This is a genomic window from Brucella sp. 22210, assembly GCF_052045675.1.
Classification (GTDB): domain Bacteria; phylum Pseudomonadota; class Alphaproteobacteria; order Rhizobiales; family Rhizobiaceae; genus Brucella.
Map to the genome: position 1 here is coordinate 1 of NZ_JBQEPD010000093.1, position 4,255 is coordinate 4,255.

Consider the following 4,255-nt stretch of genomic DNA (forward strand, 5'->3'; position numbering starts at 1 on the left):
CTAAACGATGAACCTCGGTGAGTAGCTCCTCGATCTGTTCTTTCAGATCCGCATCGTCTTTGTAGGTGATGGTGAGGCCGTATTCACAGTCTCCGAGCTTTCGGCCTGAAAACTCTCGCTGAACCAGAGATTCAATATCTTCGTGTACCCGCTTTTTACCACGTACGAATTTGCTGTTATTTTCGACCAGGGCCCACAGACGGACGGGAACCGTCTGAACATCTGGCAGGGCAGGTGAGACAATCTTTGCTGTGCGCAGCCTTGCCTGCTGAACGGCCCGGCTGATTGTCGTGCGACTGCATTCAAGCGTCCGTTGAACGGTCGCCCATGAATTGCCGCTGGCAAGCATCCGATTGATGGCATCGTACCGGGTCTGGTCAGCTTTGCGGCCCTGATATTTCCCTGCTGCCTTGGCCGTGGCAATGCCCTGCCTCTGCCGCTCGCGGCGCTGTTCATAATCCCGCCGCGCAATTGCCGCCAGCATATCCAGAAGCATCTCGTTGACCGCGCCGAACATACGCGCGTCAAATTCGCTGTGGCTGGCTGCCAGACTTTGCCATGTTGTCGGTACATTTACCGCGACAACCTTCACCTGACGCTCGCGCAGCTGGGTTTTCAGCTTCTGCCAATCACCTTCTTTCAAACGGGACAGCCGGTCCACGTCTTCTACCAGCAACACATCACGCGGCTGGCAATCCTTGAGCAGCCGAAACAGCTCCGGCCGGTCAAGACGGGCACCGGATTCATTCTCGGCGTAATAATTGCAGATGGTCAGACCGCGTTCGCGCACAAAAGCATCCAGACTGCCACGCGCCCGTAACGCATCCTGCTCACTAGTGGATGCTCGCAGATAGGCGCGGACGAAAATTGCGGTCTTATCTGGTACCGTTAGAGTCATCAGGATGTACCGGTCTGATTTAAGTGATCAAATCAGTCTATACAGGACCGGAAACCATCAGTCCATCTTGGGTATACCCAAAACAGATGATCCGCAGCAATGTTACAGGGGGCAGTTCCGGCTGAGACGGAATTGTACGTGAATGGAGTAAGCCGGAACCGCCGAATAGTCCACTGTGACCGGTTTTTACGCGTATCCTGAACCTACCCCCTTGGGAGGGAGCTCCGTGGGCATTTCTGCATTAAGGAGTTGTAAGCCGTTATATGCAAGAAGCGGTCACTCGACGGGATGAAAAGCTATACGCAAACCAAGCGCTTTAGACACTTTCATGATTGTTTCGAGGGTGGGATTGCCCTCGCCAGAAAGCGCCTTGTTGAGACCTTCCCGGCTAATCCCGGTATCTCGGGCAAGCTTACTCATATTGCGCGCGCGCGCAACAACGCCCAAAGCGTGAGCTATCACTGCCGGGTCGTCGCTCTCCATCGCGGCTTCAAGATATTCCTCAATGCGCATTTCATCCGTCAGGTAGTCGGCGGAATCAAAGCGCGCCAGCTTCTCCGTGATCATAGTTGTTCCTTCCATTTCTCGGCCAACGCCTTTGCATTTTTAATGTCCTTTGACTGGCTGCTTTTGTCGCCACCGCACAAGAGCAGGATCACGATTGATCCCTTCTGCAGAAAATACACGCGATAGCCAGGCCCATAGACGATCCGAAGTTCGGATATACCTTCTCCAACAGGCTTAACGTCGCCGGGATTGCCCATAGCTAAACGGTCCAGCCTATCCACGATCCGCGCTACTGCCCGACCATCTTTAAGGCGGGATAACCATTTTTCGAAATCTGGTGTGCGAAGTAATTCAACCATCCTGATAACTATAGTACACAGATCCCCGCTTATCAATGAGGCTTCTCGCGGGGGGGGGGGCTGAATCTTCCGCCCCCTGAATAGGGTTTAGTCTAAAGAAACATGCTTGAAATGGCGGACATCCATTATTGACCTGATGGCGGCCAAGTTACGATACTAAGCTATGCGAACGATCCAATAATTAGGAACCTACTAATAGCCATTTTCTTGCTGCGAGCCCTCTGTATGGTTAGAACATGAGGGAGTTGGTCATGAAAAATTTAATAATCAGCTTTGTGATACTGCTTTTGTGCACCCTAGCTATTTTGAATGCTGGTGCGCAAGTTCCACGATCTCCGACGCCGCCATGTACCAATTGCACCGCCCCGAACGGAGGGTCTCATGGAGACGGGAACGGAAATATCCTTTGTCCTAGTTGTTTTGTAAAACAATTCCCTCAAGGAGGCACTTTAGATCCGCACTCGGGTGTTATTGTGCCAAATGGAAATGGAGGCCCAGGTGGAGGAGCAGGTAACCCCGTATGCTCGAGCTGTCATGAATAGCACAAGTCCGAAGATAGCCCCTCATCAAGGGATGGAACTAGAGCTTATGTTGCAGGGCAAAAAGCCTTTAGCAAAATTCGCAGCAAGTAATGGCATCTCCCCCGAAGCATTAGGTGATGCTGAATTTCAGCCCTACGTGTCTTCAGGTCATATAAAACTTTTTAGCATAAATAAAGATAATGTAGAATGGAGAATATATTGCCTTCCCAGCGAGGAGTGGAGAGCAAAACTATCTATTCTAATGATTGACAAGGCGAATGAAAAAGCATTCAGAGAAATATTTAATGAAAACGATCTTCATAGAATGGATGGGACACTTCTTGGCTATGATAAAAGCGATATAGAGTTTTTCATTGAAAAAATTAAAGAAAAATAATAAATATATTCTGTAAATTTCTGCAACCGAGAATTAAAATATCTATTGAAGAATCATAAACATCAATAATTTATACATGATATATAATATAGATTTCTGTATTATATACTTAAAATAGAAATGGATAATAGTTCAATGCTTGGAAAGCGTGCTTTGAATAAGCAGAAAAAATATTATGACTTTTTAGCCGCTGCTACTAAATTATTTACTGCAAAAGGGGTCGAAAACACCACCATGCAAGAAATAGCAGAAAAGGCGGGAGCAGTAACGAAGACCCTTAATCGCTACTTTCCAACTAAAAATCTGCTGATATCAGCTCTTATTACGGAAGAAGAACGTTTATCATTTAAAAGAGTCGAAATTAAATTCAATAATAAAATAAAGAATTTTGAAGATTATATTACAGATTTAATAGATGCGTATTTTGATTACGACAATATTATTAATAATGTTTACGTTCGTAGGGAGTTTGAAGCGGCAAAAATTTGTAATTATCGCGCGAATCATATTAATATGTCTTTTAATCCCCCATCGGATATAATTTCTTTTATTTCAAAAGCCTTAGATAAGGGTATCAATAATAGTTTTCTTATTAATGAAGCACCTATTTTTAATTTACGAAATTCGATACATGCTATTGCACTGCTTAATTATCACAGAGCTCTTGCCGGTCTTTTTTCGGCACGTATAGAAGCCCTTGAAACCCTAAAATCAGACATATCCTTCGTTATTGCTCCATTTTCAAAAGTAGCTGTAAGGCGTTGAGCAACTCCATTGCAGGGGTAGGTTCCGGCTGAGGCGGAATTGTACGTGAATGGAGTAAGCCAGAACCGCCGGAATTTCCGCCGCGATCCTGATTTTGGCGGCGGCAGAATATTCAGCGGACACGAATATACGATAGACGGTTCCAAAAACGTCCAATTCCATCCTGTTGGTATTTGACTGGGCACAGCTTTCCCGACAGGCTTTATTCAAAAGCCATTACAACGTGGGTTTTTACGCTGTTTTATCCGGAAAAGGCGTTCAGCCGTTATCCAAAAGCCGGTTTGCGACCAGCAAACGGCTTTAAGCCGCCCGTAGGGTCGGCTTTTGGATAATGAACAGGCTGTCCTTTTTGGTTTATTTTACTGGAAGTCTCTGAGGACGTCGCTTTTTTGACACCCTTGGAATGAAAATTAAAGCCAAGCTTTGGCCTGAATTTTGAAAGCCAGCGAAGCCAGCGCTTGCAGGTCATGCGGATGACGTTGGCAAGGTTCTTGCTGCGCCATTGTTCGCGCTGCTGGATATCAAGCAAGCCGTGCTCGCGCGCTTTGCGCAGCGCATTGCGTGTTGTGGTGAGGCCAACGCCTGCGCGGTCGCCGATTTCCTTGTTGGTGCAGCAGCAAGATTCGTGTTGGCGTATGTCAGCAGCCACGATGTAAAGCACCGCCCGTTCGCCTTCGGTAAAACAATCACGCAGATGCGGGGGGAGGGCGGCCATATCGCCAAGGCGGCGCTTGCGCGCCCATCGCTCGGGATTGCGCTTGCCCGTTGCCGCTTGCGTTCGGCTTTTATCGGATTTCGGCCGGATGGG

At 47.6% G+C, this 4,255-nt stretch carries 6 protein-coding genes; 2 read left to right on the forward strand and 4 right to left on the reverse strand.

Annotation, left to right across the window (positions count from 1 at the left end; all coding sequences use genetic code 11):
• The 3 genes from ACTJKP_RS26390 to ACTJKP_RS26400 form a co-directional block, all read right to left on the reverse strand.
• Positions 1-898, reverse strand: an 898-nt coding sequence (locus tag ACTJKP_RS26390) for a recombinase family protein (RefSeq protein ID WP_440632765.1), incomplete at its 3' end; no start/stop codon positions are given.
• Positions 899-1,174: 276 nt separating this feature from the next.
• Complete coding sequence (locus ACTJKP_RS26395) at positions 1,175-1,465, reverse strand: addiction module antidote protein (protein ID WP_440632766.1); 291 nt, start codon at positions 1,463-1,465, stop codon at positions 1,175-1,177.
• Positions 1,462-1,764 carry a type II toxin-antitoxin system RelE/ParE family toxin gene (locus ACTJKP_RS26400; protein WP_440632767.1) on the reverse strand — a complete coding sequence of 101 codons (303 nt, stop codon included), beginning with the start codon at positions 1,762-1,764 and terminating at the stop codon, positions 1,462-1,464. Before ACTJKP_RS26400 ends, ACTJKP_RS26395 begins: the two co-directional genes overlap by 4 nt.
• 498 nt (positions 1,765-2,262) lie before the next feature.
• On the opposite strand from ACTJKP_RS26400, the gene ACTJKP_RS26405 reads away from it, so the two are divergent.
• Entirely contained in the window at positions 2,263-2,682 is a 420-nt protein-coding gene (locus ACTJKP_RS26405) for a hemin receptor (protein ID WP_440632768.1), read from the forward strand.
• A 135-nt stretch (positions 2,683-2,817) separates the two neighbouring features.
• Complete coding sequence (locus ACTJKP_RS26410) at positions 2,818-3,447, forward strand: TetR/AcrR family transcriptional regulator (protein WP_440632769.1); 630 nt, start codon at positions 2,818-2,820, stop codon at positions 3,445-3,447.
• A gap of 265 nt (positions 3,448-3,712) precedes the next feature.
• On the opposite strand, the gene ACTJKP_RS26415 is transcribed toward ACTJKP_RS26410, so the two are convergent.
• Complete coding sequence (locus tag ACTJKP_RS26415) at positions 3,713-4,162, reverse strand: hypothetical protein (RefSeq protein ID WP_440632770.1); 450 nt, start codon at positions 4,160-4,162, stop codon at positions 3,713-3,715.
• Positions 4,163-4,255: the final 93 nt, after the last annotated feature.

Excerpts from the sequence above, each read along its gene's own strand:
- ACTJKP_RS26395 (WP_440632766.1), bottom strand. The coding sequence starts at position 1,465 with ATGATCACGGAGAAGCTGGCGCGCTTTGATTCCGCCGACTACCTGACG.
- ACTJKP_RS26400 (WP_440632767.1), bottom strand. The coding sequence starts at position 1,764 with ATGGTTGAATTACTTCGCACACCAGATTTCGAAAAATGGTTATCCCGC.
- ACTJKP_RS26410 (WP_440632769.1), top strand. The coding sequence starts at position 2,818 with ATGCTTGGAAAGCGTGCTTTGAATAAGCAGAAAAAATATTATGACTTT.
- ACTJKP_RS26415 (WP_440632770.1), bottom strand. The coding sequence starts at position 4,162 with ATGGCCGCCCTCCCCCCGCATCTGCGTGATTGTTTTACCGAAGGCGAA.